The sequence below is a fragment of the Achromobacter sp. SIMBA_011 genome (assembly GCF_046535435.1).
GTDB classification, from domain to species: domain Bacteria; phylum Pseudomonadota; class Gammaproteobacteria; order Burkholderiales; family Burkholderiaceae_B; genus Achromobacter; species Achromobacter dolens.
The window spans coordinates 1-277 of sequence record NZ_JAWRWN010000350.1 but is presented as its reverse complement, the minus strand read 5'-3'; the positions used below and the strand labels follow the sequence as shown (position 1 = coordinate 277).

At 36.1% G+C, this 277-nt stretch carries 1 protein-coding gene; it reads left to right on the top strand.

Going from position 1 to position 277, the window contains the following annotated elements; all coding sequences use genetic code 11:
• Nucleotides 1-180: hypothetical protein (locus SB816_RS31255; protein ID WP_410548145.1), on the top strand; the 180-nt coding region annotated here is incomplete at its 5' end.
• Nucleotides 181-277: the final 97 nt, after the last annotated feature.

The following is a 277-nucleotide window of genomic DNA, read 5'->3' as shown; positions in this document are numbered from 1 at the left end:
CCCGATAAAAGGCGTATCTTTTACCAACAGTTAAGCACCTTATTAGAACAATCAAATTGCAAAACTCAAACACAGATACAGCAATATTTAGCTTCACTTACACAAGTAATGGCAAAGTTTAGTAAAAATACCCAGGGAGAAAATTTTAGCGTTGACTTAAAAACGGGTAAGGTTTTTTAATATTGATAATTCAAGCCCAGGTAAAAAGTGCGGCCACTTGTTGTAGAATTGTAAGCTCTCAGCGATGAGTCACTATACTGGCGTTCTTGTTCATTAC